Source organism: Bradyrhizobium stylosanthis, from assembly GCF_001641335.1.
Taxonomy (GTDB): domain Bacteria; phylum Pseudomonadota; class Alphaproteobacteria; order Rhizobiales; family Xanthobacteraceae; genus Bradyrhizobium; species Bradyrhizobium stylosanthis.
In genome coordinates this window covers 137,929-153,209 of record NZ_LVEM01000007.1, presented here as the reverse complement: position 1 = coordinate 153,209, position 15,281 = coordinate 137,929, and the positions used below count along the sequence as shown (strand labels likewise).

The following is a 15,281-nucleotide window of genomic DNA, read 5'->3' as shown; positions in this document are numbered from 1 at the left end:
ATTTTGGGACGAAAGATCCGGTCCGGCTCGAACGTGTCCGAGCCGGCCGGTAGTCGCAGGGGAAGAGTTGCCGCTTGTTAGGCTGCTGCTTGCGGCGTGCCGTTGATCGCTTCGTCCATGGCAGCTGCGATGTCGCGCATGCTGATGACGGAGACGAGGCTGTAGTCGTCGATGACAGGCAGGTGCCGGATGTGGTTGCGGTTCATCAGGTGCCGCACGTGCTCGATCGTGTCGGTCGAGGTGCAGGACACGAGCTGCTGCACCGACACGAGCTGCGAGACCTTGACGTTGATGGCGTTCGCGCCGTGCTCGGCGACGGCCCGCACCACGTCGCGCTCGGTGAACATGCCGACCGCGGTGTTGCCTTCCGAACGGACCACGTCCTTGACCACGAGCGCACTGATGTTGTTGGCGCGCATCAGCTTGGCGGCGATACCCACCGTTTCGTTCATTCGCACCGTGACGACGCGCGGTGTCTTCTTGCGCAGAATGTCTCCGACCAGCATTGCAACCTCCCTCGCGTGAATGACAAGGCGAAGTGTGGTATACATAATGCCAATCGTCAAGCGCTGGATTTGGCTGATCCGAAAATTCTTGCGACAGCGATACTGACGTTTGTCGCCAGGCCAAAAGAAAAGGGGCGCATCGCTGCGCCCCTTTCTGCAAGCTTTGGGATGAGGTGGCTTACGCCGTCTCGGTCTTGGCGCTGCCGGTCGCCGTGCTGGCGCTCTCGGCCTCCTTGCCGAGGATGAAGGACCGGCGCAGCGGCTTGATCACGAACAGCGCCATCAGCGCGGCCGTTGCGTTCAGCGCCACCGCCACCACGAACACGGCCTTCCAGCCATAGGTTGCCGAGATCACGCTGGCGAGCGGGACCAGCAGCGAGGCCGTGCCCTTCGCAGTGTAGAGCATGCCGTTGTTGGTGGTCGCGAACTTCGAGCCGAAAGTGTCGCCGCAGGTCGCCGGGAACAGCGAGTAGATCTCGCCGAACACGCCGAAATACACCGCGGTCGCGAGCACGAACACCATCGGATTCTGGCCATAGGCCGACAGCGTCAGCAGCATCACCGCAGCGGTGCCGAAGGCGATGAACATGGTGTGCTCGCGGCCGATCGTGTCGGAGACCCAGCCGAAGAACGGGCGACCGAAGCCGTCGAAGATGCGGTCGAGCGAGATCGCGAAGGTCAGCGCCGCCATCTGGAAGCCGGCGAGCGTCACCGGCGTGTTGGCGATCTTGTAGTCATGCGCGATCGGGCCGATCTGCGCCGCCGTCATCAGGCCGCCGGAGGCGACCATGACGAAGACGAGATACATCACCCAGAAAATGGGGCTGCGCAGCACTTGCGGCGGGGTGAAGTCGATCTTGGTCTGCGGCAGATTGAGCTGCTTCTTCTTCGGCGGGATCGAGAGGCGCGGCGGCTGGATGAAGAAGGCGAGCACGAACACGACCAGGCCCTGGCCGATGCCGAAGGTGAGGAAGGCGTGCTGATAGCCGCTCGTTGCGATCATGGTCGCGATCGGTACGATGGTGAGCGCGGCGCCGGCGCCGAAGCCGGCGGCGGTCGCACCGGCGGCAAGGCCGCGGCGGTCGGGGAACCATTTCAGCGCGTTGCCGACGCAGGTGCCGTACACCGCGCCCGCGCCCATGCCGCCGACGACCGCGGCCGCGTAGAGCAGGGTGAGCGTGTCGGCATAGGAGTTGAGCACCCAGGACAGCGCGATCATCACGCCGCCGAACATGATGACGACGCGGGGGCCGTATTTGTCGACGAACCAGGCTTCGATCGGCACCAGCCAGGTCTCGGTGACGACGAAGATGGTGAAGGCGAGCTGGATCGCGGCGCGTCCCCAATGATGGGCGGCATCGATCGGATCGACGAACAGCGTCCAGCCGTATTGCAGGTTGGCGATCATCGCCATGCAGACGATGCCCATGCCGAGCTGGAGCCAACGGAAACCGGTGCGAAGAGGCGCGGCCGTGACGGCGCCATCCGTGCTGGAAATCATCAAGAACCTCCCAACGCGCCTGATTGATTGCGACCTGGGATTGCAAGATGACCCAGTGTCGCAAATGTTGTGGCTTATCGTCGCAAGCGCGGCGGGCAGCTTGGTATACCATATTCCAGTTTGCAAGTCCTAACTTGATCTCCCGCTCAAGAAATTACGAGTTCCCTTCGGATTTTACGGAGTGGTGAAAGCATCGCCCAAAAGAAAACGCCCGGCCGTGAGGCCGGGCGTCTTGTCTGAAGTTTCTCTGGCGGTATCAGGCGGTCGATTTTGCGACCACGACCTTGCGCCAGGGCTTGAGCACCGCGATCGCCAGCAACGATGCCAGGATGTTGGCACCGGCCGCGATGATGAACACGCTGTCCCACGTGCCCGACGATTGCTGCATGTAGTTCGCGATCGGGACCAGCAGCGCGGCCGTGCCCTTTGCGGTGTAGAGCAGGCCCGCATTGGTGGTCGCGAACTTGGCGCCGAACGTGTCGGTGCAGGTCGAGGGGAACAGCGAGTAGATCTCACCCCAGGCGAAGAACACGAAGCCCGAGAGCAGCACGAACCAGACCGGATCGTGGCCCCAGAGGTAGAGCATCCAGATGCCGAAACCTTCCATGCCGAAGGCGATGAACATCGTGTTCTCGCGGCCGATCATGTCGGAGATCCAGCCGAAGAACGGACGCGTCAGGCCGTTGAGCACGCGGTCGATCGTCGCCGCGAACGTAACCGCGGTCATCGTCACCGCCATCAGCGTCACCGGAACGCTGTCGACCTTCCAGTCGACCGCGATCGGCTTCAGGTTCGCCGTCACCATCAGGCCGCCGGCACCGACGATCACGAACATGAAGTACATCAGCCAGAAGATCGGCTGACGCAGAACTTCCGTCGGCTGATAGTTGCGGCGGGTCTGCACCAGATTGGCGTTCGCCACCACGGCCGGCACCTGGCCGGCTTTCGGCGCCAGCAGGAAGAAGGCGAGGATGCAGATGATGATGCCCTGTCCGAGGCCGAAATAGAGGAAGGTGGTCTGGAAGCCACTGTCCTTGATCATGGCCTGGATCGGCGCGACGGTCAGTGCGGAGCCTGCACCGAAGCCCGCGGCCGTGATGCCGGCAGCAAGACCGCGCTTGTCCGGAAACCACTTCAGCGCGTTGCCGACGCAGGTGCCGTAGACGCCGCCGGCGCCGATGCCCGCGATGATCATGCCGAGATAGTAGCCGTTGAGCGTGGTGGCCTGCGCGTTGATCGCCCAGCCGACGGCGCAGAGCACGCCGCCGACGAGGACGACGATGCGCGGGCCGTATTTGTCGACGAACCATCCTTCGACCGGGACGAGCCAGGTCTCGAACAGCACGAAGAGCGTGAAGGCCCATTGGATCGATGCGCGATCCCAGCCGAACTTCTTCTGGATGTCGGGGACGAAGAACGTCCAGCCGTATTGGTAATTGGCGATCATCACCATCGCCGCTACACCGACCGCCAATTGCGCCCAGCGATACGTGTCGCTAACGCGCGCGGCTGTAGGGGCCGTTGCCTGCACCATGTCCGTCATAAAGCCTCCCGTGGCGCCTCTAATTTTTATGCGAGCGCTGGAGAGGCATTCTTGTATGCATTATGCCAAGCTTCAAGCGCTGGTCCGGTCACCGTGCGCAAATGCCGCAGGCCTTGTCCGGCCGCGGCAGTGACTCAGGGACAGCGCAAGTAGAAATGGCCCCGTCCTGCGGGGCCATTCATCAAAAGTAGTATGTTGATGGTTCCAAAACCGGCGCGCTGCTCGGCAGCGCGAAAGGCGCGGGCTTACAGGCCGAAGCGGGGCAGGTCGCCGTTGTGATTCGAGATCTCGGCGCTCGCCATCAGGAAGCGGTCGACGGCAGCCATGAAACGGGCGAACAGCGAGGAGGAGGGGGCGAGAGCGACGGTGGCGGTCTTGGACATCGGAATTCCCTTTCTTAAGACAGTCAGTGTTGCTGTCTCATTTCGAAGGGCAATCTATGTATACCAGATGCCACTGTCTATGCATGCCATTGCATGGCAGCATGTGCTCTGCCGCATTGCAGCATAACACTCCCTTAAAGAGGCCGTTTCGGGCGTAAAATTGCTCGTCGGGTGGCCGGAAGGGGCATTTCGGCCCCAAAACTCGCAGGCATCGCTGGAAAGTGACGGGCAATCGGGATCTCTGATCCCACCTGGATGCCTCGTAGCGCCCGAATTTCCGACCGCGCTGCAGCAAATCGGCTTGGCAGGGGAGGTCAAAGCCGTTAGTGGTCTGCCCCCTTTTCCAGTCAACCGTCAGAGTGGTTCATGTCGAGCGCCTCGCCCGCCGTCTCGATCGGCATCGATTTTGGGACCAGCAACACGGTCGTCGCGATCGCGGCGGACGATCGCCGGGTCGAGGCCATCCGCTTCGACCACGGTGGCCAGCGCCACAGCACCTTCGTGTCGGCGCTGTGCTTCTGGGAGGAGCGGCCGGGCGCCGGTGCCCAGGCCGAGGGCGGGCCGTGGGCGATCGAGACGTTTCTCGAAGGGCGGCACGTCTACCGCTTCCTCCAGTCGTTCAAGACCTTCGCGGCGAGCAGCAGCTTCAACACCACGCAGGTGTTCCGGCAGCGCTTCAAATTCGAGGACATCCTGGCGGCGTTCCTGCGGACGTTGGCGCGCCATGGCGGCGAGAAGTTCGGCTTCGAGGCGTCCAACATCACGGTCGGCCGGCCCGTGCGCTTTGCTGGCGGTAATCCCGATGAGGCGCTGGCGATGCAGCGCTACCGGGCCGCGTTCGAGCGGTTGGGGGCCGGCCACGCGCGCTATGTCTACGAGCCCGTCGGCGCCGCCTTCTCCTTCGCCCGCAAGCTCGAGCGCGATGCCACCGTGCTGGTGGCCGATTTCGGCGGCGGCACCAGCGACTTCTCGGTCATGCGTTTCTCGCGCGCGGGCGGCGTCCTACGCGCCGAGCCGCTTGGGCACGCCGGCATCGGCATTGCCGGCGACACGTTCGATTACCGCATCGTCGACCACGTCGTCTCGCCGCGGCTCGGCAAGGGCTCGAGCTTCCGCTCCTTCGACAAGGTGCTGCCGGTCCCGAGCGGCCATTACACCAACCTCGCGCGCTGGCATCAGCTCGCGATGATGAAGAGCAACGGCGATCTGCGTGAGCTCCGCGAGCTCCAGCGCACCGCGCTGAAGCCGAAGCTGCTCGAGGACTTCATCACCATCGTCGATTTCGACCTCGGCTTTTCGCTCTACCGCGCGGTATCCGATGCCAAGGTTGCGCTGTCGGGGCAGGACGAGGTGGACTTCCACTTTAGGGGCGGCGGAGTCGATATCGGCGCGACCATCACACGGAAGAACTTCGACGCCTGGATCGCCGACGATATCGCCCGCCTCGGCGCCACCGTCGACAAGGTGCTGGGCGAGGCCGGCATCACCGCGCGCGAGGTGGAGAAGGTGTTCTTGACCGGCGGCACCTCGTTCGTGCCCGCCGTCCGAAAACTGTTCGCCGACCGCTTCGGCAACGAACGGCTGATGTCAGGCGACCAGTTCGAATCGATCGCCTACGGCCTCGCTTTGATCGGGCACAGTCCCGAGCCCGACCGCTGGACGTCAGACGGCGGGCTGGCGCCGAAGGGCGCGTAACGATCGTTCTCCGTCATTGCGAGCGCAGCGAAGCAATCCAGAATCCCACCGCGGAAAGACTCTGGATTGCTTCGCTGCGCTCGCAATGACGACTGGGGCGATTTGCATGTCCAATCGAACAGTGCCGTAGGGTGGGCAAAGGCACGGAGCGCCGTGCCCGCGTTCTTTCCGATGCCGAGAGAGCACGGTGGGCACGCTGCGCTTTGCCCACCCTACGATGTCATCGCTACTGGTTGATCTCGGGCTCGACGAGCTTCGCCAGATTGCGCAGCGATTCCTGCCAGCCGAGATAGCAGGCTTCGACGGGGATGACGTCGGGAATGCCGGCCTGCGTGATGTCCACTTCCGTGCCGACCGAGACCTTCTTCAGGATCACGGTCACCTCGATCTCGCCGGGCAGGTTGGGATCGTCGAACCTGTCGGTGTAGCGCAGGCGTTCGCCAGGAACGAGCTCGAGAAACTCGCCGCCGAATGAATGGCTATTGCCCGTCGTGAAATTGCGGAACGACATCTTGAACGTGCCGCCGACCTTGGGCTCGAAGTGATGCACGGTGCAGGTGAAGCCGTTCGGCGGAAGCCATTTCGCCATCGCGTCCGCCTCGAGGAACGCGCGATAGACCTTCTGCGGGCCGGTGGCGAGAACACGGTGCAGGCGGACAGTGCCGGGCATGGTTGTTTTCCTCTTTGAATCGATGGGCCCGAGTTTGCCGTCTATGGCCCATTCATGTCACGAGGACGACCGGGAAGCTGCCGATCCGACAGGGCGTCCGAATTTTTTCGCTGGTTCCGGCCAGGTTGCTAGAGGGCTGCGACATCCTGCGGCGTCATCGTGAACGCCAGCCTGTAGTGGCCGATCGTCGACGCCTCGCGGGTGCCTGCCGCTTCAAGCGATGACGTCGAGAGCTGGTCCGCGATCACACTCTCGACCACATCGGCATCGTAGCCCGACAACAACACGATCCAGTCGGCAGCAGCGTCCTTCCCCCGGATCTGCTGTTCAGTGGTTGGCGCGCTTGTCCTGGGCGTATCGGTCTGGAGCAAATGAGCGCCCGTCAGCCCCGGCTTCTGCGCCAATGCGCCGAGCATCTGCGAGAGTTGGGTCTGCAACTCCGCGTCCCGTCCGGTCTCCGGCGAGAGCCTGATGGTCGCAAGCGAGGTCGCGACACCGCCGCCGAAGCTCGCCACGATCCGGCATTGGCTGCGCACCATGCCGAGATGATGCGGCATCATCCTGGTCGACCACGGTGTCGGCGCGTTGAGGCGATCGAGATAGAATTTCGAGGTGAGCACCTCGTATTGCTCCAGTTCGTAGAGCACGAAGAAGCCTTCGGCATCCGTCGTGCTGCTCCAGCGCGATCCGCGGCGGAAGCCGGGAATGCTCATCCGCTCCGGGAAGTGTTCGTGGGAATGCCAGTCGCCGAACTCGGCGCGCTGCTCGGGGCGGATACTCCACCACATCGCGACGGCGGCCTTGCCGAGCAATGACATGCTGACCTCCCTGTGTCGTGGCCGCTGCAACCGGAGCGTTCACCGGTCCCATAACCGCGACGTTGTAGATATCCTTGGTCCCGCCGAGCGAAGAAAGTCAAAACTATAGTCGAGCAACCTTGCTTGCCAAGCGGCCGGCTTGTGCGTCGCATGCGGACCCGTTAACCTCGAATGGCCGCGAGCGACGACGGGAGGATTCAATACCTCCCCTGGCAGCCCAAGCCAAAAGCAAGAAATTTCCAAGCATTTCTTCTGGCATTTTTTCCAGCAAGCGTTTCTTCCAGCCTTCGCAATGCCCGTTGTTTCCGATTGCGCATTTCGGTTTTCATTCAGGGATATTCAGCGATGCTCGGCTTAATGATGCAGACCCCGCTGCTGTTGTCGTCGATCCTGTCGCACGCAGCGCGCTCCTTTCCCGATGTCGAGATCGTCTCCCGCGTTCCCGACAGGCCGGACCATATCACCAATTATGCTGGCCTGATGCGGCGCAGCTCGCAACTCGCGAATGCGCTGAACTCCGCCGGCATCAAGCCGGGCGACCGCCTCGCCACGCTGGCCATGAACGGATATCGCCATCTGGAGCTCTATTACGGCATCTCCGGAATTGGCGCCGTGTGCCATACGGTCAATCCCCGACTGTTCGTCGAACAGATCGTCTACATCATCAACCATGCCGAAGATCGGCTTGTGTTCTTCGACCTCGGTTTCATCGAGCTGGTCAAGATGCTGATGCCGAAATGCCCGAGCGTCGAGCGCTGGATCTGTCTTGCCGACGCCGGCGAGGCCCGGGCGGCCGGAGCGGGTGACTTCCCCACCTACGAGGACATGCTGGCGGGGCAGGCTCAATCCATCGACTGGCCGCAGCTCGATGAAAACACCGCATGCGGCCTTTGCTACACGTCGGGAACGACGGGAAATCCCAAGGGCGTGCTCTACGCCCATCGCAGCGCGGTGCTGCATTCCTTCGCCGCCGCCCTGCCGGACGCATGCCGCATCTCGCTGAACGACACCGTGGCGTTCGTCTCGCCGATGTTCCATGCGATGTCCTGGGGCATGCCCTATTGCGCGCCCGCGATGGGCGCGAAGCTCGTGATGCCGGGCCAGAAGGTCGACGGCGAGAGCCTGCACCGGATCTTCGAGGACCACGGGGTCACTTTCGCGAACGGCGTGCCGACCGTCTGGCTCGGCTATGTTCAGTATCTGCAAAGCGCCGGCGTGCGGCCCACCACGCTCAATCGCGTCCTGATCGGCGGCACGGCGTGCCCGCGCTCGCTGATGCAGACGCTCCAGGACGACCTTGGCGTCGAGGTCCTGCACGTCTGGGGCATGACGGAAACCAGCCCGGTCGCAACGATATCGAAGGTCTTGCCCAGACACAGGTCGCTGTCGAGCGAGCAACGCCGGAACCGGCAAGTCAAGCAGGGGAGGGCGGTGTTCGGCGTCGAGATCGGCATTCGCGACGGCGACAACAACGAGCTTCCGCACGACGGCAAGGCCTTTGGAGATCTCGTGATCCGCGGTCCGTGGATCGCCCGATCCTACTACAAGATGCCCGAGAGCGAGCGCGCCGACGGGTGGTTCTTCACCGGCGATGTCGCGACAATCGACGAAGAAGGCTACATGCAGATCACCGACCGCTCGAAAGACGTCATCAAGTCCGGCGGCGAATGGATCTCCTCCATCGAGCTCGAGAACCTCGCAATGGCGCACCCGGAGATCGTCGAGGCCGCCGTGATCGGCGTTCCCCATCCCAAATGGGACGAGCGGCCGCTCGTGATCGCGGTGAGGCGCAAGGGATCGGGCCTGACCGCGGCCGAGCTGCTGGCCTTCTATGAGGGCAAGATTGCGAAATGGTGGATGCCCGACGACGTCCTGTTCGTGGAAGAGCTTCCGCATGGCGCGACCGGCAAGCTTCTGAAAACGAAGCTGCGGGAGCTGTATGGGGATCATGCGCTCCCGAGCGTCGCGTTGGCGAGAACGGGCCTGGCTTGAAGCCACGAAGGCCTGACGTCTCGCAGCAAGGAATCTGCCCGCTGCTGCTCAGCGTGCGTGCAAATCACAAGCATACAAGCTCGATATACACTTCGAAATACTCCGGCCGGATTTCCGCTCGACTCGGCGAATAGCGATGGCCTGCCGCGTCTCGCGGCGGACTGTCGCTGGAGAGACTTGCGATATGAAGCAGACGACGCTGCGTTACCGGGCCCTGCGCCGGCTCCGCAGCCTTCCAGCCGAGACGGCCTCGCGGCTCCTCGGAATGCCCGCGATCAGCCGACAGTTGAACAAGGCCTATGACAAGGCGCGGGCGGCCCACAGGCCGCACCTGCCCAGACTCCCGCCGCTCGACATGAGCATCGTCGCCGGGCTCGAAACGTGCGGCGTCCACATCACCTCGCTTGCGGAGTTGAACCTGCCCGGCACCCATGCGCTGTGGAGCGCCGCGACCGATGTCGCGGATGCCTATTCCCTGCGCGCGAAGGACGGGGAGTTTGCCGGCGACTATACGGTGCAGGTCGATGCCGGGGATATGATGCGCCACCCGCAGATCGTCCGCTGGTCCCTCAATGACCGCATCCTCGACATCGTCGAGACCTATCTCGGCTTGCCCGCGGCCTACGACACGCTGAATTTCTTCTACACTGTGGCCGACGGCAGACAGGTCGCAGCGCGCAGATGGCATCGCGATCTCGAGGACCGGCGGATGGTCAAGGTGATCGTCTATTTGCACGATGTCGACGAAGGCGGCGGCCCGCTCGAAATCCTGCATCGTTCCTTTCCGGGCAGCGAGACGCTCGACGGTGCCAATTTTCCAGTCCTGACGCAGGAAATGCTGGAGCAGAGGCTGGGCGGGAGGCTGGAGCGCGACGATGTCACGACCTGCACCGGCAAGGCCGGGACCGTGATCTTCGCGGATGTGGCCAGCCGCTATCATCGCGGACGCCCGGCGCTGACGCGCGATCGTTGCGCGCTGTTCTACAACTTCTTCTCGCGCTCGCCGCTTCGACCTTTCTTCTGCGAGCGGCATGTCTTCTCGCGCGAGCAGCTTGCCGAACTCGCGGCCGGGCAGACCGACCGGGCGCGCGCGTGCATGCTGTGGCATGCGAACGTGCCTTTGCTGGCCCGGATGGTGCCATCGGCACGGTCCTAGCCGGGTCTTCACCGCAGCTTGATTGGAAGTCTCGGCGTCTGTCGCTATCTGCTCCTTTAAGTGCGCTCGAGGCTTGTCCGGATCATCCCCATTACACGAGGAGCACAACGCATGCCATTTGTCCGCATCGATCTTCGCAGAGGCAAATCTAAGGAATACCGCAAGACGCTGGGCGAGATCGTCTATGCCGCCATGACCGCGTTGATCAACGTACCGCAGGACGACAAATTCCAGGTCATCACGGAGCATGACCGCGAGGACCTCAACCATGCCGAAAGCTATCTGGGCAATCGCTACAGCGAGGATGTCGTCTTCATCCAGATCACGCTGAATGCCGGCCGCTCGACCGAGATGAAGAAGGCTTTCTACAAGCGTATCGTCGACGAATATCAGAAGCAGCTGGACGGGCGTCCGGACGATATCGTGATCAACCTCGTGGAGACCGCGAAGGAAAACTGGTCGTTCGGACACGGCATTGCGCAATACGCGACGTGAAGGGGCCCGAAGCGAAGACCGGTTGAGAGACAATCGGTTGAAGCCACAGTTCCGCTGGGGTTTTGTCGCTGGCGCTGGCGCCCGGGTAGGGCGCCAGGAGAGCCTCGTTATGCCGGAGCCGCCGGACGTTTCACGAGAGCGAAGGCTGCGTCACGTCGTTCCGGCCGGCCACTTTGCGTTCCTCGCGCCTTGCTCGGCAGAGCTCGCGGCGGCCGTCCCTCGCATCTGCACGGACGTGCCCGCAGGGTTCGACCGGGCGGCGTTCCATCGCGCGTTCAACGCGGCAGTGGCTCAATACTTCCGCGGGCAGCCGAGCGATCACTGACGGAGCGCAGGATCTCGTCGGTGACGCGCTACTTCGTGATCACGTGCTTCGTCGGCGTCACTGCCGGGGGCGGCGCGGCCGGCGAGACGGCAAATGTCACCCAGGCGTTCCAGCCCGCGGGTCGGTTTTCTGCGGCAAATTCGCCGTAGCCCTTGAAGTTGAGATAGCCTTGCATGTCGCCGACCGGAAAAATGAATCCGATCTGAGGACCGATACTAGCCACCTGCGAGCGGAAGCAGCCGACGCGGTCCCCGGAGCCGCTGTCGCAGCCGAGCTGTTTGTAGACGTAGCCGACCAAACCGACCTGGACCTGCTTGGTCAGGAATTGCGATGCGCCCCAATCGAAGTGCATGTCGACGCCGCTTTGATATTTCGTGTCCGGATTCTCGAAATTGTAGGTGAAGCCGAGCACGCCGGAGAATTCACGTCCGGTCTGCGGATTGAAATAGGTGTAGCCGCCGCCGGCGTCGATCGCGCCGTGCCCGATCCCGATATTGGCGAGTCGCCCGGACTGGTAGGCGCCGACCGGAATGTCGCCCGTGACGTAAGTCATGTAGTTGTTGACGCCGGCATTCCAGCGCAGCGCGAATTGCGGGATCAGATCGCCGAAGCCGGTGACGGAGTCGCTGATGGAATCGAAGCGTGAAAAAGGAAGCGGCCCCAAGGGCGTTGTCAGAGTGCCCGTGAGCGATCCGTTGAGCGAGGTGGTATTGGCGCCGTAGATTCCGATCAGGCTGGCCGAGGCCTGGCCGCCAAGCACCGGCGTTGCGAAAACATAGGTCGCGTTCAACAGGCCCAGATCGACATGGGCGTTGACGTTGGCGTTGACCGTCGCCGTCAAATTCGCGGGAAAGCGGCCGATCTGGATTTCGCGTGAACGCGCCACGTCGCCGCCCGCGGACACCGATGTATGATAGTAGATCGCAGCGGCCGACCAGCCGGGCTGCTGAGGTGTAGCGGCAAGACTGCCGAATGTACCCGGAAGCCAGAAGCTGATGCCGGTCTCGTCTGCCGCGGCAATGGTCGGTGCCGACGCCGCAGCCAGCAAAGCAATCGCAACAAACGCTCTCGTCATTCTCATGGCAATCCTCCCGGACCACGAGCCTTGCTCACATTGAGCTGGATTATGATGCGGACGATACAACCGGCATGCTGCCCCGGACCATAGTCGTTGTTATATGCGGGAAAAATTGGCATACGTGTGTAATAAAATGGCGACAATAGCAGTATCGTACCACCTTTCCGGTATTCATCATATTCGGGATAACGTGGAGTAGTGCTTCCGCGCTAGAACTGAATACCTTCGCGCGTTGCCCGCGATCGGTGCTTGGGACGAATGGCGCCTGGCATGGGTTGATCTGCATCAACGCTTCGCATGGCGAAGCTTTCCCTAATGGCGGTCTTCGCGCGTTTTGCGCCATCTTTCGGGAGGGCTCGCAATGAATTTTCGCACGATTTTTGCCGGACTGGTTTTGACGTCGGCGATATCAGCGCCCGTGCATGCGCAGCAAGCGCAGCCGGCCACACCCCCACCCGGGTCGCCTGCGGCGACGATTACCATTCCCGGCGACCAGCTTCCGCCGCCGCCACAGAAGTTCGGCGGGAAGATCGAGCGCGATGCCAAAGATTCAAAGCCGTACTGGCCGGCGCGCGTGGTGCCGCCCAAGGGCGCGCCGAATGTCCTGCTGATCATCACTGACGATGCCGGCTATGGCGTGCCGAGCACGTTCGGCGGCGTGATCCCGACCCCTGCGCTGGATCGTATCGCGCAGAATGGGCTGCGCTACACCAATTTCCATTCGACCGCGCTGTGCTCGCCGACCCGTGCCGCGCTGATCACCGGACGTAACCATCACTCGGTCGGTTATGGCGTGGTTGCCGAGCAGGCAACCGGCTATCCCGGCTATGACAGTATCATTCCCAAGGACAAGGCCACGATCGGTCGCATTCTGACCGACAACGGCTACCGCACGGCCTGGTTCGGAAAGAACCACAATACGCCCGAATATCAGTCGAGCCAGGCAGGTCCCTTCGACCAGTGGCCGACCGGCATGGGCTTCGAATATTTCTACGGCTTCATGGGTGGCGACACCAATCAGTGGCAACCCGGCAATCTCGTCCGCAACACTACGCCGATCTATCCGTTCCAGGGAAAGTCCGACTGGAATCTGGTGACCGCCATGGCGGATGAGGCGATCGATTATGTGAACCGGATGAACGCACTGTCGCCGGACACGCCGTTCTTCGTGAAATTTGCTCCCGGCGCAACCCACGCTCCGCATCACCCGACGCCAGAGTGGGTGAAGAAGATCAGCGACATGCATCTGTTCGACCAGGGCTGGAACAAGCTGCGCGACACGATCTTCGAGAACCAGAAGCGGCTCGGCGTCATTCCGCAGAACGCGAAACTGACGCCATGGCCGAAGGATCTGATCAAGGAGTGGGATCAGCTCTCGGCGGACGAGAAGAAGCTGTTCATCCGCCAGGCCGAAGTCTTCGCCGCATTTGCGGCCTACGCCGACAACGAGATCGGCCGGGTGATCCAGTCCATCCAGGACATGGGCAAGCTCGACAACACGTTGATCATCTACATCGAGGGCGACAACGGGACGAGCGCGGAAGGGCAGCCGAACGGCACCCCGAATGAAGTCGCCATGTTCAACCAGATCAACCCGTCGGTCGAGGATCAGCTCAAATACTTCTACGACGTCTGGGGTACCGATCGCACCTATGGCCACATGTCGATCGGCTGGGCCTGGGCATTCGACACGCCGTTCTCCTGGACCAAGCAGATCGTCTCCCATTTCGGCGGCACGCGCCAGGGCATGGCGATCTCCTGGCCGGAGGTGATCAAGGACAAGGGAGGCATCCGCACCCAGTTCCACCACGTGATCGACGTCGTGCCGACCATTCTGGAGGCGGCTCGGATCAAGCAGCCGGACTTCGTCGACGGCATCAAGCAGAGCCCGATCGAGGGTGTCAGCATGATGTACACGTTCGACCAGAAGAGCGCCAACGCTCCATCGACGCACACCACGCAGTATTTCGAGATGTTTGCCGACCGGGCCATCTACAATGACGGCTGGATCGCAAGCACCAAGGTGCTGCGCCCACCGTGGGTGACGATTGCGAAACTGCCCGGCCCGCAGGACTATTCCTGGGAGCTTTATGACCTGCGCAATGACTGGACGCAGGCCGAGGACGTCGCAGCCAAGTATCCGGACAAGTTGAAGGAGCTGCAGGCGCTGTTCTTGAAGGAGGCGGAAAAGTATCAGGTGCTGCCGCTCGACTCGTCGGTGGCAACCCGGCTCATCACGCCGCGGCCAAGTCTGAGCGCCGGGCGAACGAGCTTTTCCTGGACGCGGCCGATGACCGGCACGCCCAATGGCGATGCGCCGAGCCTGCTCAACTCGTCCTACACCTTCAAGGCCGATGTGGACATTCCGCAAGGCGGCGCTGAGGGCGTGCTGGTGACGCAGGGCGGCCGCTTCGCCGGCTATGGCCTCTATGTCCTGAAGAACAAGCCGGTTTTCACCTGGAATCTCGTCGACCTCAAGCGCGTCCGCTGGGAGGGGCCGGAACTGACGCCAGGCAAGCACGTGATCGAGTTCGACTTCAAGTATGACGGCCTCGGCGCCGCCACGATGCTGTTCGGAAACTATAGCGGCATCGGGCAGGGCGGCACCGGCACGCTGAAGGTCGACGGCAACGTGGTCGCCACGGAGAAGATGGAGCATACGCTTCCCCTCATCCTCCAGTGGGACGAGGCGTTCGACATCGGCTCCGACACGGGCACATCGGTCGACGACAACGACTATCAGACGCCGTTCGCCTTCACCGGCACGATCAACCGAGTCACGCTGGATATCGATCGGCCGAAGCTGAGCCCGGAGGACGTCAAGCGGCTGCAGGACGCTGCGCGCGCGGCCGGGGACGGTCCGTCGGCGGAGGATGCAAAGACGGCTTCGGCCGAACCGCAAGTCGGTACCGTCGGCCTCAGCCTCGTCGACAAGATCCAGTTGCGGATCGACAAGCGCGAGGGCTGCCGCAAGCAGGCCGAGGCGCAGGGGCTCGGCATGGTGGACCGCATCAAGTTCGTCCAGCAATGCGTTCAGCGGTGATGCCGGCGCAGAAGATGGCGCGATCGTTCGAATGGTGACCGGAGGAGATCGGTGGGAAGCAATCGGCTTCCCGCCG

At 62.6% G+C, this 15,281-nt stretch carries 12 protein-coding genes; 5 read left to right on the top strand and 7 right to left on the bottom strand.

The window, feature by feature from the left end; translation table 11 throughout:
- Positions 1 to 77: 77 nt before the first annotated feature.
- The 4 genes from A7X65_RS37540 to A7X65_RS42970 all read right to left on the bottom strand — a co-directional run bounded on the left by A7X65_RS37540 (position 78) and on the right by A7X65_RS42970 (position 3,933).
- Positions 78 to 506 (bottom strand): CBS domain-containing protein, encoded by a 429-nt coding sequence (locus tag A7X65_RS37540; protein WP_063694440.1) that lies wholly within the window; start codon positions 504 to 506, stop codon positions 78 to 80.
- A 178-nt stretch (positions 507 to 684) separates the two neighbouring features.
- A complete protein-coding gene (oxlT, locus tag A7X65_RS37535) occupies positions 685 to 2,007 on the bottom strand; it encodes an oxalate/formate MFS antiporter (RefSeq protein ID WP_063694439.1) in 1,323 nt (440 codons plus the stop codon).
- A 256-nt stretch (positions 2,008 to 2,263) separates the two neighbouring features.
- Positions 2,264 to 3,550, bottom strand: a complete 1,287-nt coding sequence (gene oxlT, locus A7X65_RS37530) for an oxalate/formate MFS antiporter (RefSeq protein ID WP_063694438.1) — start codon at positions 3,548 to 3,550, stop codon at positions 2,264 to 2,266.
- Positions 3,551 to 3,795: 245 nt separating this feature from the next.
- Positions 3,796 to 3,933 (bottom strand): hypothetical protein, encoded by a 138-nt coding sequence (locus A7X65_RS42970; protein ID WP_167358336.1) that lies wholly within the window; start codon positions 3,931 to 3,933, stop codon positions 3,796 to 3,798.
- A gap of 366 nt (positions 3,934 to 4,299) precedes the next feature.
- Here A7X65_RS42970 and A7X65_RS37525 point away from each other — a divergent pair, with 366 nt between their 5' ends.
- On the top strand, positions 4,300 to 5,628 hold the full coding sequence (locus A7X65_RS37525; protein WP_063694437.1) for an Hsp70 family protein: 1,329 nt from the start codon (positions 4,300 to 4,302) through the stop codon (positions 5,626 to 5,628).
- Between the two features lie 226 nt (positions 5,629 to 5,854).
- On the opposite strand, the gene A7X65_RS37520 is transcribed toward A7X65_RS37525, so the two are convergent.
- Both A7X65_RS37520 and A7X65_RS37515 read right to left on the bottom strand, forming a co-directional pair.
- On the bottom strand, positions 5,855 to 6,298 hold the full coding sequence (locus A7X65_RS37520; protein WP_063694436.1) for an SRPBCC family protein: 444 nt from the start codon (positions 6,296 to 6,298) through the stop codon (positions 5,855 to 5,857).
- Positions 6,299 to 6,426: 128 nt separating this feature from the next.
- Entirely contained in the window at positions 6,427 to 7,116 is a 690-nt protein-coding gene (locus tag A7X65_RS37515; protein WP_063694435.1) for a hypothetical protein, read from the bottom strand.
- 345 nt (positions 7,117 to 7,461) lie between these two features.
- Here A7X65_RS37515 and A7X65_RS37510 point away from each other — a divergent pair, with 345 nt between their 5' ends.
- The 3 genes from A7X65_RS37510 (at position 7,462) to A7X65_RS37500 (ending at position 10,759) form a co-directional block, all read left to right on the top strand.
- Positions 7,462 to 9,108 carry a long-chain-fatty-acid--CoA ligase gene (locus A7X65_RS37510; protein WP_063694434.1) on the top strand — a complete coding sequence of 549 codons (1,647 nt, stop codon included), beginning with the start codon at positions 7,462 to 7,464 and terminating at the stop codon, positions 9,106 to 9,108.
- Positions 9,109 to 9,292: 184 nt separating this feature from the next.
- Positions 9,293 to 10,264 carry a phytanoyl-CoA dioxygenase family protein gene (locus A7X65_RS37505; RefSeq protein WP_063694433.1) on the top strand — a complete coding sequence of 324 codons (972 nt, stop codon included), beginning with the start codon at positions 9,293 to 9,295 and terminating at the stop codon, positions 10,262 to 10,264.
- A gap of 111 nt (positions 10,265 to 10,375) precedes the next feature.
- Positions 10,376 to 10,759, top strand: a complete 384-nt coding sequence (locus A7X65_RS37500) for a tautomerase family protein (protein ID WP_063694432.1) — start codon at positions 10,376 to 10,378, stop codon at positions 10,757 to 10,759.
- 353 nt (positions 10,760 to 11,112) lie between these two features.
- Here A7X65_RS37500 and A7X65_RS37490 read toward each other — a convergent pair whose 3' ends face one another.
- Positions 11,113 to 12,159 carry a SphA family protein gene (locus A7X65_RS37490; protein WP_063694430.1) on the bottom strand — a complete coding sequence of 349 codons (1,047 nt, stop codon included), beginning with the start codon at positions 12,157 to 12,159 and terminating at the stop codon, positions 11,113 to 11,115.
- A 364-nt stretch (positions 12,160 to 12,523) separates the two neighbouring features.
- On the opposite strand from A7X65_RS37490, the gene A7X65_RS37485 reads away from it, so the two are divergent.
- Positions 12,524 to 15,205 carry an arylsulfatase gene (locus tag A7X65_RS37485; RefSeq protein ID WP_063694429.1) on the top strand — a complete coding sequence of 894 codons (2,682 nt, stop codon included), beginning with the start codon at positions 12,524 to 12,526 and terminating at the stop codon, positions 15,203 to 15,205.
- Positions 15,206 to 15,281: the final 76 nt, after the last annotated feature.

Excerpts from the sequence above, each read along its gene's own strand:
- A7X65_RS37540 (WP_063694440.1), bottom strand. The coding sequence starts at position 506 with ATGCTGGTCGGAGACATTCTGCGCAAGAAGACACCGCGCGTCGTCACG.
- A7X65_RS42970 (WP_167358336.1), bottom strand. The coding sequence starts at position 3,933 with ATGTCCAAGACCGCCACCGTCGCTCTCGCCCCCTCCTCCTCGCTGTTC.
- A7X65_RS37520 (WP_063694436.1), bottom strand. The coding sequence starts at position 6,298 with ATGCCCGGCACTGTCCGCCTGCACCGTGTTCTCGCCACCGGCCCGCAG.
- oxlT (WP_063694438.1), bottom strand. The coding sequence starts at position 3,550 with ATGACGGACATGGTGCAGGCAACGGCCCCTACAGCCGCGCGCGTTAGC.
- A7X65_RS37500 (WP_063694432.1), top strand. The coding sequence starts at position 10,376 with ATGCCATTTGTCCGCATCGATCTTCGCAGAGGCAAATCTAAGGAATAC.
- A7X65_RS37490 (WP_063694430.1), bottom strand. The coding sequence starts at position 12,159 with ATGACGAGAGCGTTTGTTGCGATTGCTTTGCTGGCTGCGGCGTCGGCA.
- A7X65_RS37510 (WP_063694434.1), top strand. The coding sequence starts at position 7,462 with ATGCTCGGCTTAATGATGCAGACCCCGCTGCTGTTGTCGTCGATCCTG.
- A7X65_RS37525 (WP_063694437.1), top strand. The coding sequence starts at position 4,300 with ATGTCGAGCGCCTCGCCCGCCGTCTCGATCGGCATCGATTTTGGGACC.
- oxlT (WP_063694439.1), bottom strand. The coding sequence starts at position 2,007 with ATGATTTCCAGCACGGATGGCGCCGTCACGGCCGCGCCTCTTCGCACC.
- A7X65_RS37505 (WP_063694433.1), top strand. The coding sequence starts at position 9,293 with ATGAAGCAGACGACGCTGCGTTACCGGGCCCTGCGCCGGCTCCGCAGC.
- A7X65_RS37515 (WP_063694435.1), bottom strand. The coding sequence starts at position 7,116 with ATGTCATTGCTCGGCAAGGCCGCCGTCGCGATGTGGTGGAGTATCCGC.
- A7X65_RS37485 (WP_063694429.1), top strand. The coding sequence starts at position 12,524 with ATGAATTTTCGCACGATTTTTGCCGGACTGGTTTTGACGTCGGCGATA.